Annotated in this window: 13 protein-coding genes; 7 read left to right on the top strand and 6 right to left on the bottom strand. The window is 67.4% G+C overall.

Going from position 1 to position 18,665, the window contains the following annotated elements; genetic code table 11:
* Positions 1 to 181 precede the first annotated feature (181 nt).
* From KEG57_RS53590 to KEG57_RS53570, 5 genes are read left to right on the top strand one after another with little or no spacing between them, the layout of a single operon-like run.
* Entirely contained in the window at positions 182 to 1,675 is a 1,494-nt protein-coding gene (locus KEG57_RS53590) for a circularly permuted type 2 ATP-grasp protein (RefSeq protein ID WP_272428703.1), read from the top strand.
* On the top strand, positions 1,672 to 2,688 hold the full coding sequence (locus tag KEG57_RS53585; protein ID WP_272428706.1) for an alpha-E domain-containing protein: 1,017 nt from the start codon (positions 1,672 to 1,674) through the stop codon (positions 2,686 to 2,688). Before KEG57_RS53590 ends, KEG57_RS53585 begins: the two co-directional genes overlap by 4 nt.
* A 50-nt stretch (positions 2,689 to 2,738) precedes the next feature.
* Complete coding sequence (locus KEG57_RS53580; RefSeq protein WP_272428708.1) at positions 2,739 to 4,055, top strand: hypothetical protein; 1,317 nt, start codon at positions 2,739 to 2,741, stop codon at positions 4,053 to 4,055.
* Entirely contained in the window at positions 4,052 to 5,605 is a 1,554-nt protein-coding gene (locus tag KEG57_RS56030; protein ID WP_272428709.1) for a tetratricopeptide repeat protein, read from the top strand. Before KEG57_RS53580 ends, KEG57_RS56030 begins: the two co-directional genes overlap by 4 nt.
* 35 nt (positions 5,606 to 5,640) lie before the next feature.
* The gene (locus KEG57_RS53570; protein ID WP_272428711.1) at positions 5,641 to 7,362 is read left to right on the top strand and encodes a class II glutamine amidotransferase; all 1,722 of its coding nucleotides are present in this window, start codon (positions 5,641 to 5,643) and stop codon (positions 7,360 to 7,362) included.
* A 3-nt stretch (positions 7,363 to 7,365) separates the two neighbouring features.
* On the opposite strand, the gene KEG57_RS53565 is transcribed toward KEG57_RS53570, so the two are convergent.
* The 5 genes from KEG57_RS53565 to trpS all read right to left on the bottom strand — a co-directional run bounded on the left by KEG57_RS53565 (position 7,366) and on the right by trpS (position 12,405).
* The gene (locus KEG57_RS53565; RefSeq protein ID WP_272428712.1) at positions 7,366 to 9,054 is read right to left on the bottom strand and encodes a PAS domain-containing protein; all 1,689 of its coding nucleotides are present in this window, start codon (positions 9,052 to 9,054) and stop codon (positions 7,366 to 7,368) included.
* A gap of 293 nt (positions 9,055 to 9,347) precedes the next feature.
* Entirely contained in the window at positions 9,348 to 9,902 is a 555-nt protein-coding gene (locus KEG57_RS53560) for an SLOG cluster 4 domain-containing protein (protein WP_272428714.1), read from the bottom strand.
* A gap of 2 nt (positions 9,903 to 9,904) precedes the next feature.
* Positions 9,905 to 10,093, bottom strand: a complete 189-nt coding sequence (locus KEG57_RS53555) for a hypothetical protein (RefSeq protein ID WP_272428716.1) — start codon at positions 10,091 to 10,093, stop codon at positions 9,905 to 9,907.
* A 728-nt stretch (positions 10,094 to 10,821) separates the two neighbouring features.
* Positions 10,822 to 11,352 (bottom strand): GrpB family protein, encoded by a 531-nt coding sequence (locus tag KEG57_RS53550; RefSeq protein ID WP_272428717.1) that lies wholly within the window; start codon positions 11,350 to 11,352, stop codon positions 10,822 to 10,824.
* Positions 11,353 to 11,370: 18 nt separating this feature from the next.
* On the bottom strand, positions 11,371 to 12,405 hold the full coding sequence (gene trpS, locus KEG57_RS53545) for a tryptophan--tRNA ligase (RefSeq protein WP_272428719.1): 1,035 nt from the start codon (positions 12,403 to 12,405) through the stop codon (positions 11,371 to 11,373).
* Between the two features lie 94 nt (positions 12,406 to 12,499).
* On the opposite strand from trpS, the gene KEG57_RS53540 reads away from it, so the two are divergent.
* Both KEG57_RS53540 and KEG57_RS53535 read left to right on the top strand, forming a co-directional pair.
* On the top strand, positions 12,500 to 13,126 hold the full coding sequence (locus KEG57_RS53540; protein WP_272428721.1) for a hypothetical protein: 627 nt from the start codon (positions 12,500 to 12,502) through the stop codon (positions 13,124 to 13,126).
* A complete protein-coding gene (locus KEG57_RS53535) occupies positions 13,123 to 14,778 on the top strand; it encodes a TIM44-like domain-containing protein (protein ID WP_272428723.1) in 1,656 nt (551 codons plus the stop codon). Before KEG57_RS53540 ends, KEG57_RS53535 begins: the two co-directional genes overlap by 4 nt.
* 326 nt (positions 14,779 to 15,104) lie before the next feature.
* On the opposite strand, the gene KEG57_RS53530 is transcribed toward KEG57_RS53535, so the two are convergent.
* The gene (locus tag KEG57_RS53530) at positions 15,105 to 18,350 is read right to left on the bottom strand and encodes an FG-GAP-like repeat-containing protein (protein WP_272428724.1); all 3,246 of its coding nucleotides are present in this window, start codon (positions 18,348 to 18,350) and stop codon (positions 15,105 to 15,107) included.
* Positions 18,351 to 18,665 lie beyond the last annotated feature (315 nt).

Genomic DNA, 18,665 nt, shown 5'->3' with positions numbered 1-18,665 from the left:
CGATGAACTGCGCATCGCGCAGTTCATCGACCCCGGGTCCAGCGCTTGCGCTGGTCCGGGGTGGAGGGGGCGGACAGCCCCCTCCTGGGGTGCGGGGCAACGCCCCGCTCTGCGCATCCCTGCGGAACACGCTCTGACGCGCTCTTTACGCGCTGCGTTCTTCCTGGATAGACTGGAGGAAGTGGCTGAAGAACCGCTTCCGTCGAGCCTCTTCTCCGGGTATCCGAGCGCGCCCGGCACGTATGACGAGCTCCTCGACCCGGGCGGGCACCTGCGCCTCCCCTTCCGACGCGCGCTCGCTCCCCTCGCCTCTGCCTCGCCCGACGCGATCACGCGCTGGCAGGCCCTCGCCGAGCGCGCCCTCCTCAACCAGGGCGTGACCTTCTCCGTCTACGCGGACTCGCGCGGCACCGAGAAGATCTTCCCCTTTTGCTTGGTCCCGCGCCTCGTTTCCGCCGAGGATTTTTCCCACGTCGAGCGTGGCCTCGAGCAGCGCGTGCGCGCGCTCGGCATGTTCCTCGACGACGTCTACGGCGAGCAGCGCATCCTCGCGGAAGACCCGCTCCTCCGCGAGCTCGTCCTCGGCGCCAAGCATCACCTGCCCATGCTGCGGGGCCTGCGCCCCTCGGGCGGCGTGCGCATTCACGTCGCGGGCATCGACCTCGTGCGTGGCCCCGACGGCGTCTTCCGCGTCCTCGAAGACAACCTCCGCACGCCCTCCGGCGTCTCGTACGTCCTCGAAAACCGCATCGTCTCGAAGCGCGTCTTGCCGAAGGTGTTTGAAGAGGCCCGCGTGCATCCGGTCGAGCACTACCCCGCGCGCCTCTCCGAAGTCCTGCGCTCGGTCTCCCCTGCCCCGCATGACGACACGCACGCCGTCGTGCTCACGCCCGGCCCTTACAACTCCGCGTACTTCGAGCACAGCTTCCTCGCCCGCACGATGGGCCTCGAGCTCGTCGAGCCCGCGGACCTCTACGTCGACGACGACCGCGTCTTCCTCCGCACCACGCGTGGGCCGCGCCGCGTCCACGTCATCTACCGCCGCATCGACGACGCCTTCCTCGACCCCGAGGCCTTCCGTCCGGACAGCCTCCTCGGCATCCGCGGCCTCGTCCGCGCTTACGCGAAGGGCAACGTCGCGCTCGCGAACGCCCTCGGCAACGGCGTCGCCGACGACAAGGCCGTCTACGCGTTCGTCCCCCAGATGATCCGCTTCTACCTCGCCGAGGAGCCGATCCTCGCCCAGGTGCACACCTTCGTCTGCGCCCGCGACGAGGATCTCCGCTACGTCCTCGATCACCTCGATCGGTTGGTGGTCAAATCGGTCGACGAGGCGGGCGGCTACGGCATGCTCATGGGCCCCACGGCCTCGGCCGCCGAGCGTGACTCCTTCCGCCGCCGCATCGAGGCCGAGCCGCGCCGTTTCGTCGCGCAGGAGCGCCTCGAGCTCAGCACCTGCCCCACCTGGGATGGCGCCGGGAGCGCGCTCGTTCCTCGCCGCGTCGACCTCCGCCCTTACGTCCTCACCTCGCCCGCGGGCCCGTGGGTCTTGCCCGGCGGCCTCTCGCGGGTCGCGCTCGTGCCTGGCTCGTACGTCGTCAACTCCAGCCAGGGCGGCGGCTCCAAGGATACGTGGGTGCTCAAATCAAATCCTTCGGGGAGAAACGATCCATGATCGCCCGCGTCGCCGACCACTGCTTCTGGCTCGGTCGTTACCTCGAACGTGTCGACTGCACCGCGCGCGTCCTCCACGTCACGCTTCACCTCTCGCTCGACGCCGAGCTCGGCCCCCGCCAGTGCTGGCTCCCCGTCGTCATCGTCTCCGGCGAGCGCGAAGCCTTCTTCACGAAGCACGGCGAAGCCGCGGCGGGCGACGGCGAGCTCGTCCAGAGCTACATGACCTGGGACGAGACCAACTACGTCTCGCTCGTCCGTTCGATCGCCGCGGCCCGCGACAACGCCCGCTCGATCCGCGAGGTCGTGAGCCTCGAAGTCTGGGAGACGTTGAACGAGCTCTACCTCTGGTCCCAGAGCTCCGCCGCGTGCGAGGAGTACACCTCGAACCGCTACGCCTTCTACCGCACCATCCGCCGCGCCATCGAGCTCTGCCGGGGCCTGCTCCAGAGCACGATGCTCCACGACGACCCGCTCGACTTCCTCTTGCTCGGTCTCCTCCTCGAACGCGCCGGCCACTCGGCCCGCATCGTCGACGTGCACCACCACGCGCTCAGCAAAGGCGAAACACGCCTCGAGGTCGTCGAGACCGGCGTGTGGCTCTCCATCCTGCGCTCGTGCTCCGGCAAGGAGCCCTTCATGAAGCGGCACCAGGGTCGCGTGACGGGCCCCGCGGTCGCCGCGTTCCTGATCCTCGAACCCCTCTTCCCCCGATCCGTCCGGCACGCCGTCGCCGAGGCCCACACGCGGCTCCTCTCGATCCGCCCGGCAGGCGCGAACGACCTGCCCGGCGAGCGCTCCCTCGCCCGCCTCGGCGCGCTCGATGCGTGGCTCGCGTCGCAGACCCCCGAGACGATCCTGCCGATCCACGACCTCGCGACGTACGTGGTCTCGGAGACGGGCGGCATCTGCGAGGAGATCGGCCGCGAGCTGCTGGGGTTTGGGGCTCCGTGCGCCGAAGGCGACCCGAAGCCCCAAGCGTCGAACGAGTACGGGGGCAGTTCCGCCGCTTGACGTGTGGGCGGGGGACCGCGTAGGCCGTGCTAGCCTGCGCGCCGAGATCCATGTCGACTCTCGTTTCCGCAACGCCACGAGCGCTCGCGCCTGCACGTACGCTGAGCGACGTCGTTCACAACTGCGACCAGGACGATCCCCTGCCGAGCGGGGATCCTCGGTGGCAGGACCTCTCGGAGGGGCGCGGCGACGCGGCTGCGGAGACGCTCGTGCAGGACCTGCTCGCGCGGAAGCCGGAGCAGATCATCCACGCGGCGTTCGTGAGCCACCGCGGCGCGGGCAAGAGCACGGAGCTCCGGCGCATCGCCGGCCTCGTCGGAGAGGCGTACCACCCGCTCTACCTCGAGGCGACGGTCGAGATGGATCCGATCCGGATCGAGTCCGAGGATCTGCTGCTCAACATCGCGCTCGCGGTCGAGAAGGAGATGCGTCGGATTGGCAAGAGCCTGCCTGCCGAGCTCCTCGGCCGCGTCGAGAAGTGGTTCGCCGACGCGATTCGCTCGACCAAGTGGGCGCAAGGCTACGACGCGAACGTCGCGGCGGGCATCGAGGGCAAGTTCGAGATCCCGTTCCTCGGCAGCATGTTCGCGCAAGCCAAGGCGCTCATGAAGCACGAGAGCGAGTACCGCACCGAGGTGAAGCAGGTCCTGAAGAAGTTCCCCGGCACGTTGATCCAGAACGTGAACGACTTCCTCGAAGCCGCGCAGCAGCGGCTCGACGGCCGCGCGCTGCTCCTGGTGATCGACAACCTCGATCGTTACGATCCCTCCGTCATCGACGAGCTCTGCGTGATCGGGGCCGATCGGATCCGGAGCCTCCGCTGCAACCTGATCCTTACGCCCCCCATCAGCCTCCTGCTTCAACCTCGGTCGGCCCAGCTCGACGCGAGTTACGCCTGTTACGACATGTTCACGGTCCGGCTGCGCCGGCGCGACCAGCGCTACGACGAGTTCGACGGCAAAGGTCGCGACCTCCTCGAGCAGGTCCTCGCCAAGCGAATCGATCTCGACGTGGTCATGCCGGACAAGGAGGTCCGCGACCGGCTGATCGCGGCGAGCGGCGGCGGGATTCGCGAGCTCCTGGATCTCGTCTCGTGGACCGCGAGGTTTGCCCGGCTGGGTGGGGAGCGAATCGCGGAGCAGGACGTGGAGAAGGCCATTGCGCGGCGCAAGCAACGGCTGCGGGACCAGATCAACGTGAACGGCTGGTGGGAGGCGCTCGGGCACATCGCGGAGACCAAGGAGGTCGGCGATGACGAAAAGTCGCTCGCGGTCCTCTTCCATCGCCTTGCATTCAAGTACAACGGCGAAGGCTGGTACGACGTGCACCCGCTCGTGGACGAGCTCATGCGGGAGCGGCGCCGGTGAGCTTCGAGCCCGAGGCCCTGCTCGGCGAGGACGACGGCCTCGTGCTGCGCCGGTTTTTCGAGTGGGGCGTGGGGCACGGGTTCGACCTGGCGATCGTGCAGATCACGACGCCGTGGAAGCGGGACGCGCTGATCGCGTGGGCGAAGGCGAACGTGCAGGGCGTCGCGGTGATCGATCTGCGGGAGGTCGGCCCTGACAAGCGGAGGCTGTGGGACGTGCTCCGGGAAGCGACGGCGCAGGAGTTGGGCGCGACGTCGCTGATCCTGCACGGGCTGGAGGAGGCCGAGGCGGAGGAGAGGATCGTCGCGCAGCTCAACGTGGAGCGGGACGAGCTCGCGCGGAGCTTTCCGCTGCCGTGGCTCCTGCTCGTACACCCGACCGCGGCGCAGGTGTTAGAGCAGAAGGCGCCCGATTTCGTGGACTTCGCCGGGGCGTGGATGTGGGAGGAGAAGCCCGAGCCGCTGCGGTTGGAGCTTGCGGCGATCGATGCTCGGCACGCGGTGGCAGCGCCGTTGGCCGCGCGGGTGATCGATGCCGGCAAGGAACTGCTCGTCGAGGCGCAGCGCGCAATTCAATTCGGCGCCGTCGATGAGGCGGCGGATCTGCTGGCGCGTTTCGATCTGAAGCATCCTGAGGCGCGGGAGGAGGATCCCGACCGGATCTCGCTCGAAGGCGCGAAGCTCGCCGTTCAGGGGAGGCTCGATGATGCGCGCGCTGCCCTGGAGGCTGCGCTTGGTCGCTACGACGCGAGGAGCGATCGTATGGGGCGCGCCGCGGTGGCTCATCAACTCGCGATCATCGATGAGCAGGCGGGGCGTTACGACGCGGCGCGGGCGTGGCTCCGCGAGTCCATCACGATCAACGCGGCGCTCGGAAATCGCCGATGGCAAGCCGGCTCCCTGCATGAGCTCGCGACCCTGGAGTGGAGGCAGGGTCGGCACGATGTAGCCAGAACGTTGCTACGGGAAGCCCTGGAGGTCTTCGACGAGTTCGGGGATCGGGCGGGACGCGCGGCGTGCTTGCATCTACTCGCCGTCATCGACGAAAGCGAAGGTCGGTACGAGGAGGCACGGGCGCTCCTCGGCGAAGCGATCGACATCAACAAATCGCTTGGAAATGTGGTGGGACGTGCAGCATCCCTGCTTCAGCTCGGGTGCATCGAGTTGAAGCTTGGGCGATACGACGAGGCTCAAGGCCTCTTCAGTGAATCGTCAGCCCTCGCCAAAACCACAGGAAGTCGCGCCCTTTACGCATCGGCCCTGCATCACCTCGCGATCGCCAAGGTGAAACTGGTGCGTTACGAGGACGTTCGTACGTTACTCGCAGAATCGATGACCATTCGGGCTGACATCGGGGATCAAGCGGGCCTCGCCGCATCGCAGATCACCGTGGGTCAGCTCGAAGTCGTCGAGGGACGCTTGCATGAAGGTCGCCGGATGGTCCTGGCGGCCATCCAGATCCTCGAAGCCATCGGCTCCGGCCAGGTCGAAGAAGCTCGCGCCGTCCTCCGCAAGATCGACGCTCTCCGGCACCCCCCCACCCCGTCCTAGCTGCCCTCCCTCACTTCCGCAGTACACTCCCCTCGATGCCGAACCTCCTCGCCATGTCGTTCGAGGGCGAGCTCGCGCCCTGCTTCGACCTGTGCTGCCTCCACCCGGGCTCGAAGCGCCCACCCGATGGCTGGGGCCTCGGCTACTACCCTGGCGGCGAGCCCAGCGCCTCCGTCCTCAAGGAGCCCGCGCCGCCCCACGGATCCATCCGCAGCGAGCTCGTCAAGGCCTGGGAACACCTCGCCGCCTCGCTCTTCGTCCTCCACATCCGCACCGCCACCTGGGGCGCGATCAGCGACGCCAACACCCAGCCCTTCTCGCGCAGCTACGCCGGCCGCGACTGGCTCTTCTCCCACTGCGGCAGCCTCCGCCATCGCCTCGAACGTTCGAACACCAAAGGCCTCTTCGAACCCACCGGCTCCACCGACAGCGAGCTCGTCTTCTGCGAGCTGCTCGCCTTCTTCGCGCAGAACGGCTGGCGCAGCATCGGCGACGCCGATCCCTCCGCCGTCCGCGCCTTCTTCGAGCGCCTGGGCGCGCACGGCAACATGAGCTCCGTCCTCACCGACGGCCGTGATCTCCTCGCCTACGCCGACGCCCACGGCGAGGGACAGCTCCACCTCGGCACCATCTGCCCGCCTTACGAAAAGCTCGTCCTCGAAGACGCCGATCTCCACCTCGATCTCGGCCGTCGTGGCGTCGAGGCGCAGAAGGGCATCCTCGTCGCCTCGAACCCGCTCGAAGGCTCCGGCGCCACCTGGAAGGCCCTGTCCCCGGGGCACCTCCTCGTCGTCCGGCAAGGCGCCATCATCGCCGACATGCCGCCCGGCCAGGCCACCGCGGCGCGCGCCGCCGGCCGTGATCTCCAGCGTCCCGCGCCTGCCGAGGCGCGCCGTTTGTCGATCGTCCACCGCACCTCGTATCGCTACGACAAGCCCGTCGAGCGCAGCTCGCACCTGCTCCGCCTCACGCCGATCCACGATCGCCTGCAGACGCTCCACGCCTCCACCATCACGCTCTCCGTCGACGGCAAGCAGCGCGACTACGACGACGTCTTCGGCAACCGTGCGCGTAAAGTCGTGATCGAGCAGAGCTACACCGAGCTCGTCATCGAGGCGCGCTCCGAGGTGAGCCTGCTCGACACCGAGCCCTTTGGCCTCCGCCCCTTCCACGCGCGGAGCACCATCCCGCTCGTGTGGATGCCCTGGCAAAGGCAGGTTTTGCAGCCCTACCTGCTCCCGCCCGAGCTACCCGAGAGCCAGCTCGAAGTACTCGCCCGATACGCGATGACCTTCGTCGAGCGCAACGACTACGACCTCGTCGACACGCTCTTCGACCTGAACCAGACGATCCACCGCGACTACCTCTACCAGAAGGGATCCACGAGCCTCTCGACGACGCCCTACGAGGTCTACACGCGGCGCACCGGCGTCTGTCAGGACTTCGCGAACCTCTTCATCTGCCTCGCCCGCCTGCTCAGCGTCCCGGCGCGTTACGTCTGCGGCTACCTTTATACGGGCCCGAAACAACCGAACCACAGCATGGCCGAGGCCTCCCACGCGTGGGTGCAGGTCTACCTGCCCGAGGTCGGCTGGAAAGGCTTCGATCCGACGAGCGGCGTCGTCACGCAGACCGATCACGTGCGCCTCGCCGTCGGTCGCAGCTACGTCGACGCGACGCCCACCTCGGGCACGATCTACCTCGGCGGCGTCCGCGAGACGCTCGACGTCGCGGTGCACGTCACGCCGATCGAGTGACCCTCAAGGCGCAACCGGCAAGAACAACCTGAGCCGCGTGCCTTTCCCCGGCACGTTCTCCACGTCGATCCGCCCGCCGTACGCCGAGACGAAGCTCTCCGAGCGCGAAAGCCCCGCCTCCCCGGCGCGATCCGCGCTGCGCCCGCTCCCGAACACCTCGAAGGAGACCATCCCTCCGCTTGCGGGCGCGAGCACGACGCGCACCTCGTTCGCCTTCGGATCCCCCTCCGGCAGCGCGCGCGCCGTCCGCAGCAAGAGGTCCACGAGCAAGAGCGCGATGCCTGCCGGCTCTCCCGCGACGAACGGCACGTCGGCCACCTCGGACGAGAGCCGCGCGCGCGCCGCGATCGCGCCGGTCGTGAGCATGAGCGCAGCCTCCACCGCGCGCTTCATGTTCGTCTTCGGCGGCGTCTCCCGCGACGCCTCGCCGAGGATCCGCATGTCGCGCACGAGCGACGCCATCCGCTTCGCCCCGAGCGCCGCCTCGTCGAGCGCCTTCGTCACGTCTTCGCTCTTCGACGCGCCAAGCGCTTCCGACACGAAGCCGATGTTCCCGATCAGAAACGAGAGCGGATTGTTGAGCTCGTGCGCGATGCCCGCGGAGAGCGCCGCCGCCGTGGCGAGCCGCGCCTCGGCCTCGCGTTGCCGATGCTCCGTGATGTCGCGCAGGATCGACACGAGCTGCCGCTCTTCCTTGCGCACCGCGAGCAGCGCCCGCTTCTCGACGAGCACCCGCAGCGATCCATCCGGCGCCTTGATCGTCACCTCGCGCTCGTCCGTCGTCTGCGGCCACCGATCCGGCCCGGTGCCCTTCGGCGCAGGCTTGAGCGCATCCGCCGACTGCCCGAGGACCTCCTCGCGTGATCGCCCGAGGAGCGCGCAAAACGCGCGGTTCGCGATCGTGAACCTACCTGTGTCGTCCTCGACGGACAGCGGATCCGGAATCGCATCGATCACGGCGATCCGCGCCTCGGCCTCGAGCTTCTCGTGCTCGGCGTGGATCATCGCGGTGATGTCGCGCGAGACGGTGACGAACTCCTCGATCACGTCCGTACGAGGATCCCGCACGGGTCGGCTGATCGTCTCGAGCCACGCATACTCGCCGTCCTTGCGCTGCAGCCGGATGATCGCGCCCGCGACCTGCGCGCCCGCATCGAGCGCGCCGAGCGCCTCGAGGAGCTTCGACACATCCGACGGATGCAGGATGTCGAGGATGCTCGACCCGAGCAGCTCATCGGGCTCGTACCCGAGGACGGTGCGACAAGCCGGCGAGATGTAGAGGCGGACGCCGCCGGGCGAGAAGCGCGCGAGGATCTCGGTCGAGCTCTCGGCGAGATGGCGAAAGCGCTGCTCGCTGCGCTCGGCATGTCGGAGCGCATCCCCGAGCATGGCCGCGCGCACGGCATCCTTCTTCCGCTGCGCCACGCGCCGAAACAGGAGTCCCACGCGCGACGCGACGAGGCGTTCGTCGTTCGGCCAGAGCATGAAGTCATCGACGCCCTCGTCGCAGAGCGCCTCGACGTGCTCGGGCGTGATGGCCATCGCGAGGATGACGGGGCCGCCGTCCGGGGCGCTCCGGAGCGTGCGACAAGCGGTCATGATCGAAGCAAAGTCCTGCTCGTCCTCGGACGACAGGAGCACGGCGATCCCGATCCCCGCGCTCGACGCCGCCGCGAGCTCCAAGGCAGGCACGACAGCAACGTCACTGCACTGATCCCGAAGCAACCGCTCGATCGGTTGTGGATCGGCCTTGGAAGAAGCAACGAGCAAAGCCTTCATACGCGAAAACCCCGCACATCCTGCCACACATTTGTGGAGGGTGTCTCCCCCGATGGTCTTTTGGGGAGGGTGTCGCGCTCGATGGCGCGACACCCTACGGCCCTCACTCCACTTCGTTTCGTTCGGGCCTACCCGGCGATATGGCTGCTGGCTCGCTGGGTGAGGTTGCGAGGGCTTGGGGGGCGCTTTGCCGTGGGGTTTCGGGTCTAGGTGGTCGTTTGGTGGCTGGCTCGCTCGGCGAGTGCCGCGACGACCTGGCGGATCGCGTCCGTGCCGCTGGTGGCGGGGATCACGTAATCGTCCATCGTGTCCGGGAATCGTTGCCTGTCGTCGATACGGACGCCGGCGAGCTCACCGCTCCAGCCTGCGATCTCCAGGGCCACGACGATTCGATCGTGGATCCAGGCCATGGCCATTTCCGACAGCGTCCCCGCGCCCCCGCCGACGGCGACGATGGCATCCGCATGTGCGACGAGCGCATTCCGCAAATGCCCGAGCCCGGTCGGAATCGCGATATCGACGTACGTATTGGCGGCCCGTGGGTCATGCCCCGGAAGCAGCCCCACGGTATCCCCCTCCTTGTACCGCCCCGACGCACGCGCGCCGCGACAAGCCGCCTCCATGACACCGCCGAGGCCGCCGGTGAGGACACGAAAGCCAACTTCCACAGCCGCACGACCCGCCTCGAAAGCAGCTTCGTACGCCGGAGATCCAGGGAGAGCGGTGCCGTCACCGATGATGGCGAGAAGGGGGCGGGGCATGGTCAAAACCCGTGCTTGTGGAGGTAGCAGCCGCACATCAAGGAAAAGGGCGCGTCCGGCTGCGCAAAGCAACGCAAGAGCGAGAGCTCCTCGCTCATCAGCGTCTTACCGCCAGACTCTATCATCCTGTCCTCGATGGCGTCGACGATCTCGAGCAGCGACAAGAGCCGCCGGATGCGCGCGAGATCCATGATTTCAGGCCTCAGGCCGCATTTCTGGATTGTCCGGAGTCCCGCCCTTCTCACACCGGATCCAACATACGCAGGGTGCAAGCGGAGGTCCGAACGACCGGAAGAGCGTTCTCTCCAGGTGTAAACGCAGGTCCAGACGTCCGGAACGCCGTCTGCAAGCGTTGCAAGCACCGATCAGAACGCTCCAAACCCCGCCTGCACGCGTTGCAAGCACCGATCAGACCGATCAGAACGCCGTCTGCAAGCGTTGCAAGCACCGATCAGACCGCTCGGAACGCCGCCTGCAAGCGTTGCAAGCACCGATCAGACCGCTCGGAACGCCGCCTGCAAGCGTTGCAAGCACCGATCAGATCGATCGGAACGCCCTCTGCAAGCGTTGCACGCGCCACTTGGCGCGTCCGAACCGCATGGGTCTCATCTGGGAGGCGCTGCGCTGGGGCTTTGCCCCAGGCCCCACCAGGGGCTGTCCGCCCCTGGACCTGGACCAGCGCAAGCGCTGGACTCGGGTTCGATGAACTGCGCGATGCGCAGTTCATCGAACAGGCCAGGTCAAGACCCACGACGTCGTCGCCAGCGGGCAACGCACCTTCCTGGTCTTGCCATCGGCCTGTTGGAAGAACTGCGCATCGCGCAGTTCTTCCACGAATGGTCCAGGGCTTGCCCTGGTTCGGGTCGAGGGGCGAACAGCCCCCGCGGGGCCCGGGGCAGCGCCCCGGCGCGACGCCTCGTCAGCTCTTGGCCGCCCAGGCCAGCGCCCGCTCCCGCAGCCCCCGCACGAACGCGTCCTTCGCCTGCGAATACGACGAAAACATCGTCGCCCCGCGCGCCACGGCCTCCTGCTTGTGCTGCGCGTACGCCTCGATCTCCGCCGGATGACTCCGCAGATACTCCCGCACCGCGAGATTCGTCTCCCAGAACGACTTCCCGTACTCGGTCACCGCCACATTAAAATGCGGCGCGGCCCCCCGCTTTCGCAGATAGATCCTCCCCGGTACGAAGATCTCTCCAAAATCCTCGTACCCGAGCGCCACGAGCCCCGCGACGTGTGGCTTCGCCGCCTGCAGATCGGCCACGCCGACCAGGATGTCGATGATCGGCTTCGACACGAGCCCCGGCACCGCCGAGCTCCCGAATGGCTCGATCGCCACCACCACGGGCCCGAGCGCCGCCCGCACCCGCGCCGACTCCGCCGCGTATTCGAGGGGCCAGCGCGCATCGTAGGCGACGATCGAAATCGGCTCGTCGACGTCCCCGCGCATGGCCCCTCCCCTCCCCGGTTACCCCTTCGCCGGCGGCGCCGCCGGCACGAGCCCGATCTTCTTGTACACCTTCGACAGCGTCTTCCACGCCCGCGCCCGCGCCTTCTCGGCGCCCCGCGCGAGGATCTGCTCGAGGCCGGCCTTGTCGGCCATGACCTCCTGATACCGCTTCTGGAACGGCTCCAGCGTCGCCACCACCACGTCCGCGACCTCGCTCTTCAGATCGCCGTATCCCTTCCCCGCGAAATGCGCCGCCACCGCCTCCACCGGCTGGTTCGTCAGCGCCGCGTGAATGGTCAAGAGGTTCGACACCCCCGGCTTGTTCTCGACGTCGTAGCGGATCTCCGTCTCCGAGTCCGTCACCGCGCGCTTGAACTTCCGGCGGATCACGTCCGGCGTATCGAGCACCGCGATGTAGTTGTCCGGGTTGGGGTCGCTCTTCGACATCTTCTTCGTCGGCTCCTGCAGAGCCATGATCCGCGCACCCACCTTCGGCACGAAGATGTCCGGGGTCACGAAGGTCTCCGAGTATCGCTGGTTGAAGCGCTGCGCCACGTCCCGCGCGAGCTCGAGGTGCTGCTTTTGATCGGCCCCGACCGGCACCAGGTTCGCCTGATAGATCAGGATGTCCGCGGCCATGAGCACCGGGTACGTGAACAGACCCGAATTGATGTTGTCCTCGTGCCGCGCCGACTTGTCCTTGAATTGCGTCATGCGCGACAGCTCGCCCATGTACGTCATCGTCCCGAGCACCCACGCGAGCTCGGCGTGCTGCGGCACGTGGGATTGGAGCACGATCGTCGACGCCTCCGGATCGATCCCGCAGGCAATGTACTGCGCCGCGAACGACAGGCAGCGGTTGCGAAGCTCCGCCGGCACCTGCTTCACGGTCAGCGCGTGCAGATCGACGACCAGGAAGACGCAGTCGTACTGGTGCTGGAGCTCGACCCAGTTCTTCAGCGCGCCCACGTAGTTGCCGAGCGCGAGCTGCCCGCTCGGCTGGATCCCCGACAAGATGACTGGCTTCTTCTGCTGCTGGGTCGACTCGCTCACGCGTGCCCTCTATCGCCGGACGCCGTCCGCGTCAACCCCTCGCATTCGTTCTTGCTCCCGGGCATTGACACCTCTACCTTGCGGGCGGACGACGATGAGCACGCGGGATTTGCTTGATTCCAAGGCCAAGGACGAGGCCTCGCGGGTCATTCGGGAGCTCGAAGCGAAGACCTCCGCCGAGGTCGTCGTCGCCGTCCGCGCCGTCTCCGGCCCCTACCGGCATACCGATTGGCTCGTCGGGTTCGTGCTCTCGTTCGTGGCGCTTTGCGTGTTTCTTTTTCATCCCGCGCCGTTCGACGACGACCTCCTGCCTGTCGAGATCCTCCTCGTTTTCGCCCTCGGCGGATTCATCTCGGCGAACGTCCCGCCCCTCCGGCGCGCCCTCACGTCGCGCCGCCTGATGGCCGAGAACGTCCGCCGCGCCGCGTGCACGGCGTTCGTCGAGCGAGGCATCTCCCGCACCCGCGGGCGCACAGGGCTTTTGATCTACGTCTCCACGTTCGAGCGGCGGGTCGAGCTCGTCGGAGACATCGGCCTCGATTTCGACGCGCTCGGCGACAACGTTTCAGCGGCGCGGCGGCGCATCGAGGCGTCGATCGAGAATGCGGGCGGACTTCCGGCCTTCCTCGCCGCGCTCGGAGAGCTCGGCGTCGCGCTCGGACGAGCGCTCCCGCGCGCCGAGGACGACGAAAACGAGCTCGCAGACGAGGTGAGCGCATGAAGCGGACGAAGACGTTTGCGGCGCTCACCCTCGCGGCCGGAATCGGCCTCGCATCGCCTTTCCTCGGAAGCGACGCGGCCGCGCGCCCAGGCGGAGGGCAAACCTTCAGCGGCCGAAGCAGCTCGTCGTCCTCCTCCTCGTCGAGCCGCTCCTCGTCCTCGTCCTCGTCGCCATGGAGTGGCTCGTCCGGGAGCCGCTCGTCCTCGTCCTCGCCCTCGTCCTCGTCGCCGTCGTCGTCTTCCGGATCGAGCTCGTACAGTGGCGGATCCGCGGGGTTTTCGGGGCCATTCGCGCTCGTCGTGCTGGCCATGGGGGCCATTTTTCTCGTCGTGGGCAACATCCTCCAGAAGCAACGCGAGAACGAGCGCGGCTGGGAATCGAGCCTGCCGGATCCGGCCGAAGAGCGCACGCGGGCGGCCCGGCGACGCGCGCGCGAGCAAAAGCAGGCGCCATCGGAGAAGGCACGCCGCCGGAAAAACCATTCCTCCATCGAATCCGCGCTCCTCGCCCTCGGCAGCAAAGACACGCATTTCTCGCGTGTCCTCTTCGAGGATTTCCTCTACGCGCTTTATGCCGAGGTCCAGGCCGCACGCGGCAAGGGCACGCTCGACGCGCTCGCGAGCTATCTCGCCGAGGGCGCGATCGCCGCATATTCGCCCTACCCCGCGGCCGAGGTCCGAGACGTCGTCATCGGCGCCATGCGATTCGAGGCCGTCGTCGCGCAAAGCGAGCCCGTCCGCCGCATCGAGCTCGTGGTCGGCTTCGAGGTAAACTACACCGAGGTCTCGGCCGAGGGCGAAGAGCAGAGCTACTGGGTCGTCGAAAAATGGCGTCTCGTCCGGGACCCCGACGTGAAATCACGTCCCCCTGAGAAAACGCGTCTCTTCGGCTGTCCGAACTGCGGCGCGCCGCAGGACAAATCCATCGGCGCGAAATGCCCCTACTGCGGCATGGTCGCCTCCACGGGCGCGCTCGACTGGACCGTCTTCTCCATCGACATCGAAGCCCGCGAGCCCCGCGGCCCCATGCTCACAGGCACGGTCGAGGAGGTCGGGACGGATCTACCGACCGTCGTCGCGCCCGACGTGAAATCAAGATGGTCCGCGCTCACGGAGAAGGATCCGGAGCTCCGCTGGTCGTCCTGGAAGGCCCGCGTGGAGGCCATCTTCCAAGCGTTTCACGAGGGCTGGTCGAGCCAGAACCTCGCGATCGTGCGCCCGTACCTCTCGGACAACCTCTTCCAGGCCCAGCGCTACTGGATCGACACCTACCGCAAGCAGAAGCTGCGCAACATCACGGAGGACGCGCGCATCGTGTCGATCGACCTCGCGCGTGTCCTCTCGGACGCCCATTACGACGCCGTCACGGTACGCGTCTTCGCCTCCTGCCGCGATTACACGGTCGACGGGGACGCGAAAGTCGTGGCCGGCAGCGAGACGAAGAAGCGCGCCTACAGCGAATACTGGACGCTCATCCGCGGCGCCGAACGACGTGGCGCCCCGCGGGTCGATCCCGTCTGCCCAAACTGCGGCGCCCCGAACGCGGAGATCAACATGAGCGGAGCATGCGGCCATTGCAAAGCGCACCTCACCGCCGGCGAATTCGACTGGGTGCTCTCGCGGATCGAGCAGGACGAGGTGTATCGGGGATGAATTGAGCCGCCGCGCTGGGGCTTTGCCCCAGACCCCACCGGGGCTGTCCGCCCCTGGACCCGGACCAGCGCAAGCGCTGGACCCGGGGTCGATGAACTGCGCGATGCGCAGTTCATCGAACAGGCCGAGTCAAGACCGGCGAGCGACCTGCCACCCAAGACCGCAGCGCTGACGTTTCAAGCGGCAACGCCGTCCCACCGGCCCGTTGGAAGAACTGCGCGCAGCGCAGTTCTTCCACCAAAGGTCCAGGGCTTGCCCTGGTTCGGGTCGAGGGGCGAATAGCCCCCGCGGGGTCCGGGGCAGCGCCCCGGCTCAGCGGTGCAGGATCAATTGATCCCGCAAACCACCTTGCCGTTCGCCTCGTCCTTGTTGTTGCCGTCGTTGCACTCCTGCACCGTGTTTTGCGGATCGACCACGGCGTAGATGAGCACGAGCAGGTTCGGCGGGAAGTTCGACATCTTCGACGTCAGCATCACGCTTTGACCTGGATCCAGCGGGCCTGGGATCGTCTCCTCGTGGATCGGCGTGCCGCCCTGGTTGGGATCACCTGCGTAGAAGCGCACGAGGATGTTGCTCGCTGGCGCTGAACCCTCGTTGTATACCGTCGCCGATACGGTTGGCGCCGGGCACGAGCCTTCCGTGGCTGCGCCTACGTCGATGCGCAGATCTGGCTGCGCCTCGCCCGGGGACACGATGGCTTCGAGTGTGTTGTTGTCCTCGATGCATTCGCGCTCCTGGTTTGCGTCGTCCACGACCACGCGCACCTTCTCCGGCAGCGTTCCCGGCGAATTGTTCGTCGCGTCGTAGCTCACCGTCACCAGGATCGATTGCCCCGGCTCCAGGCTCGTCCCGAGCACGGCGGTCAGCGGCGTCTGCGCGGCGTCCGCATATAGCGGCTCGCTCGGCATCCCGTTCATCCATTCGCCGTAGAAGGCGACGACCACGCCCGGGCCCACGCGCACGTCGCCGTCGTTGCGGATCTCGACCGTGATGTCGAGTTTTTTCGAAAGCTGCCCGCAGGCTGCGTCCGGTGACGACATCTGGATGCCTGGCACCCGGAGATCCGGCGCGACGCCGAAGGAGCGCGGGTTCGAGCGGTACGTGTTGTACTCGCGGCCATTGTAGAGCTTCCAGCTCTCCGGCTCGAGCGCCGGGATCGCGCCGCTCTCGAGCACGTTCGTCACGTGGTAGGCGTGCTGGTTCCAGATGCGCCGCGCGGGCACCCACGTGTCGCTCGTGTCGCCCCAGACGGCGATGCCGTTCGGATAGTTGAAGCCCACCGAGCACGAGCTCGAATCGTTGTTCGAAGAGAACACGATCTCCGCGTTGCCGTCGTTGTCGACGTCGGCGATGACCGGGTTTTCCGTGCGCGTCCGGCTCGGCGAGTGCTCCTTGAAGAGCACCTCCGACGTCGTACCGTCGTAAATGCGGAACCAGCACTCGTCGTTGTAGATCACCTCGGCCGCGCCGTCGCCGTTGAAATCGAAGACGCTGGAGGCCGTCACGCGGCTCGAGTCGTCCTCCGTGATGCGCAGCCAGCCGTTGTGCAGGCACACGCACGAGCCTTTCGCCGTGTTGCAGACTGCGCCCGCGCTGCATTCGGCGTCGGTCGTGCAGGCCGCGCCGGGCGCGCGGGCGGGGTTCATGTTGGCCGCGGCGTCGCTGATCGCGGTCGGCCACGCCGGGCAGCTCGCTGACGTCGATTGCAGGTCGATCATCATGTACCGCGTACCGAATGCGGTGCCGATCTCCGGGTACCCGTCGCCGTCGAAATCGTCGACGTTCGGCGCGCCGCCGTTGTCGCCCGCGTTCAAATTCGTGAAGCGCTGCTGCGTGCCGGTCTCGCCATTGTAGATCGCGAGGTAACCACGCGAGATCAGGATGACCTCGGGCTTGCCGTCGGGCTCGTTGCCGGGGCCCGGCGCGGCTGCCTCGTCCGCGCCGAGGATATCGGCGACGGCGCAGAAGCCCTCACGTTGCGTGGCCGGCACCTTCGCGACCCCATTGACGGCCTGCGCGTCCCAGACGACCTCGAGCTGGCCGAGGCAAAATGCGCTCATGTCGCCCGCCGCGCAATCGGCGCGCTTCGTCACACCGGCCGGCGGCGTGGGGAATTTGTAGACCGTGCTGCCCGCCACGATCTCCTGCCTGTTGTCCCCGACGAGGTTCGCCACGCAGGAAATCGCGCCCTGCCCGTTGTTGCCATTGACTGTGAGCGTACCGGCGAACCGGTCGACGAACACGAGCTTGTTCGTCACGGGATCCTTGCCGAGCGTGAAGACGAACCGGCCCACGATGATCTCGGCGAACCCCTTGCCATCCACGTTCGCGAGCGTGATGGCGGGGACGTTGTAGCCCGCCGAAGGCAATTGATTGACCGCCGTCTGCACGATCAGGTCGCCCTTGTTGTCGAGGATGGCAACGCCGCCGGTCGACACGCCCGCCACGACCTCCGTGGGCATGACGATCTCCGGCACGCCGTCATTGTCGAGATCGCCCGCCGCGAGCGAGCCCGTCGAGTTGGCGATGCCTTGCGTGTTCACCCACGCCTTGTTCAGCGGATCGCCCTCGTGCCAGACGTTCGTCCCGGCATTGGCGAAATAATCCTTGCCCTTGTTCGGGCCGCCGCCGTGGATCGCGCGGACCACGCCGTCCTCGTCGGCGAGCGTGCTGTGGTACGTGGTGAACACGATCTCCGGGAAATCGAGCTCGTTGATGAGGCCGTCGCCATTGTCGTCGTCGAGGTTCACGACGAGCGGCGTCATGCTCACCTGCGCCGAGCCTGCAAAGGGCGCATTGACGGCCACGTTGTTCGGCGTGACGCCGGTCCCGCCCCACTGGATCTCCTTCTTCGGCAGGACCTGCGAGAACGGCACGGGCGGCAGCGTGCAGGTCGCAGGCTTGCCCGTGCCGACACATTGACCGACCTCGCAGGCCGTGTCCGGCGGGCAATCCCAGTCGTCCTCGCAGGGGCACGAAGCATCGCCCATGCCGGAGTCCGTGCACATGCTCATGTAATAGGACGTGCTGCCGCAGGTGAATTGCGCGGTCGTCCCGCTGCCATTCGCCTGGCAAGCGTAGAGCTCGTTGCCCATGCAGGTCGTCGTGCCGGGGGCGCAGGCGTCGTCGACGCAGATCGTGCCATTGCAATACTGGCTCGCCGGGCACTCGACGTCCTGCGTGCAAGAGATGTCCTTGCAGATCGCGCCGCCGCCGGGCGTGACCTCGCAGATCTCGGTGGGCTTGCAGTTCAGCATGCCGCACTCGTTGTTCACGCAGCCAGGCATTCCCTCAGGGAGCACCTCGCAGTGCTGATCCGGCGGGCATTGGATGCCGACGCACAGATCACCGCCGCCGCCTTGGCCACCCTGGCCGCCAGCGCCGCCGGGGCCAGTGAGGATGATTCCGCCGTCGCCGCCATCGCCGCCCATGCCGCCCGTGCCGCCTTGGCCGCCGCTACCAGATTGTGTCCCCGAAGAGGTTGGCTGCTGGGCCTCGCCGCCGCCACATGCAGCGGGCAGCAAGGCGAGCAGCGGAAGCGCTGTCAGGAGAAAGGAACTCGATCGTCGCATGACCGAGCAGGATATCGGAACGACGCGCCCACGGAAATCGAGAAAAGGCTGCGTACAGCGTGACGCGGCGCCCGCGCTTCACGGGCCTAGCATTGCTTGGGGCCGCCGCGCCGGGGCGCCGCCCCGGACCCCGCGGGGGCTGTTCGCCCCTCGACCCGAACCAGGGCAAGCCCTGGACTCGGGGTGGAAGAACTGCGCGATGCGCAGTTCTTCCCACAGGCCGGTGGCAAGACCAGGGACCGCGTTGCCAGTCGAAATGGCAGCGCGGCTGTCTTGGCTGGCAGGGTCTGGCCTGTTCGATGAACTGCGCATCGC

It is taken from the genome of Polyangium jinanense (assembly GCF_028435365.1).
The sequence above is the reverse complement of the archived record's forward strand: the minus strand, read 5'-3'. Positions and strand labels throughout refer to the sequence as shown.

Coding starts and splice junctions, on each gene's coding strand:
- KEG57_RS53585 (WP_272428706.1), top strand. CDS start 1,672: ATGATCGCCCGCGTCGCCGACCACTGCTTCTGGCTCGGTCGTTACCTC.
- KEG57_RS53580 (WP_272428708.1), top strand. CDS start 2,739: ATGTCGACTCTCGTTTCCGCAACGCCACGAGCGCTCGCGCCTGCACGT.
- KEG57_RS53570 (WP_272428711.1), top strand. CDS start 5,641: ATGCCGAACCTCCTCGCCATGTCGTTCGAGGGCGAGCTCGCGCCCTGC.
- KEG57_RS53560 (WP_272428714.1), bottom strand. CDS start 9,902: ATGCCCCGCCCCCTTCTCGCCATCATCGGTGACGGCACCGCTCTCCCT.
- KEG57_RS53555 (WP_272428716.1), bottom strand. CDS start 10,093: ATGGATCTCGCGCGCATCCGGCGGCTCTTGTCGCTGCTCGAGATCGTC.
- KEG57_RS53550 (WP_272428717.1), bottom strand. CDS start 11,352: ATGCGCGGGGACGTCGACGAGCCGATTTCGATCGTCGCCTACGATGCG.
- KEG57_RS53540 (WP_272428721.1), top strand. CDS start 12,500: ATGAGCACGCGGGATTTGCTTGATTCCAAGGCCAAGGACGAGGCCTCG.
- KEG57_RS53535 (WP_272428723.1), top strand. CDS start 13,123: ATGAAGCGGACGAAGACGTTTGCGGCGCTCACCCTCGCGGCCGGAATC.
- KEG57_RS53530 (WP_272428724.1), bottom strand. CDS start 18,350: ATGCGACGATCGAGTTCCTTTCTCCTGACAGCGCTTCCGCTGCTCGCC.